Here is a 1,423-nt window from a genome sequence, read left to right as displayed (position 1 = left end):
ACAATCACAGTGGGTAGCAACCGCCGTGTAACAAGTGCTTCAAATGGGACGCCTACGGCGCCCCTTAAGCAGGCGTTGTGCGTCAATGTGCAAATATTAATGTTTCGGTCTGTGCTTTCCTGAAAAACAACCAAGAGTTTTGTGGAGCTGGCAATCAAACATTGGAGTTTGCCATGTGCAAATCCTGAAAGTTCATACTTTCAACGTATTTATTCTGCAAACATCTTTCGGGCTGCTTCCGAGTTATGCCAGCACAAACATTTGGGGTTTCAATTCCCAGCCTGCCTTTTTCACTTTTCGTGGGGCTGGCGTTTCAATATTTGCGTTTGTTCCCGGTGCAATGCCAGCTTTAATATTTTCACGTTCTCAATGTCAGTGCAGCTGGCAAGTGGTAACGTGCTCATATTTTTCGTGCAACGCCAGCAAAGCTTCTGTGTTTCCCGGCAGCAAAGGTTTCCAGTAGCTGCGTGGTCAGTGCCAAACATTAACAAAACGTAGGGTTTGCCAGCTGGCATTTTCTACCTCAGTAAATCGCCAAATTTGTGTTCCGCCAGCGCCGGTAAATCCCGTCCGGCCAGGTGCGCACAACAAGAGCATGCAAAGGACGCCTTCGGCGCCCTTAATGCAGGCGTTAGAAGTAAAAAGGAGAATGGAGTAAATTGGAAGCTAAGATCGCAAAATACGGTTTATTTGGTGCTATTCTCGCGGCAATTATTACTGCCGGTGCGACCCTTTATATTCACTACGACAAGAAAGAATTAAAAAAAGAGGAAGTTGAAAAAGCAACTCAAGAGAAGAGTAAAAATACGACATCAGTTAATGTGAAAGAAATCACCTTGCCAAGAATAAATACAGAACTTGACTCTTCTTTTTTTGTTGAGTTTAAAAACGAATCATACAATCACGCCAAAGACATACAATTCAGTGTAAATTTTGGAGTGTCAGAAATAGTTGGATGTGAAACACAACCAATTAACCATCTCAATAAAAATAATGAATTTAAAAGTAGTTTTGTTACTTTTACGCTGGAGACACTACATAAGCAAGATAGTATTTATTTGTATTGTTTATTATCAAGTCCAAACTTTGAAAAGATAACCGTTTCTGGTGGTAACCTCACGCGAACAACTTCATATCAATTTAGCGAGTACAACTCAAAGAATATTAATGGGAGTTCAAGTTATCTTACTTTTTTTAAAGTCATACTAAGTGGTATTGCCGTTGTTTTTCTGATCTATCTTTCAATTGCATTACTTCAATACTTGCATAAAATCATCGCTCCTAGATTGGAGTAATTTACTTCTAACAAGTCAATCAAGAGGGACGCCTACGGCGCCCCTTATTGAGGCGTTATGTGTTCGAGTAAACAATCGAGAAAGAATGAAACTTATAGTTATAGATACTACCATCGATGATAAACACA

At 40.2% G+C, this 1,423-nt stretch carries 1 protein-coding gene; it reads left to right on the top strand.

The genetic code is table 11. The features are described from left to right. Positions 1 to 659: 659 nt before the first annotated feature. The gene (locus tag QMA35_RS21670) at positions 660 to 1,295 is read left to right on the top strand and encodes a hypothetical protein (RefSeq protein ID WP_281649210.1); all 636 of its coding nucleotides are present in this window, start codon (positions 660 to 662) and stop codon (positions 1,293 to 1,295) included. Positions 1,296 to 1,423: the final 128 nt, after the last annotated feature.

Source organism: Parendozoicomonas sp. Alg238-R29, from assembly GCF_947331445.1.
GTDB lineage: Bacteria > Pseudomonadota > Gammaproteobacteria > Pseudomonadales > Endozoicomonadaceae > Sansalvadorimonas.
This window is presented reverse-complemented; position numbering and strand designations above follow the sequence as displayed.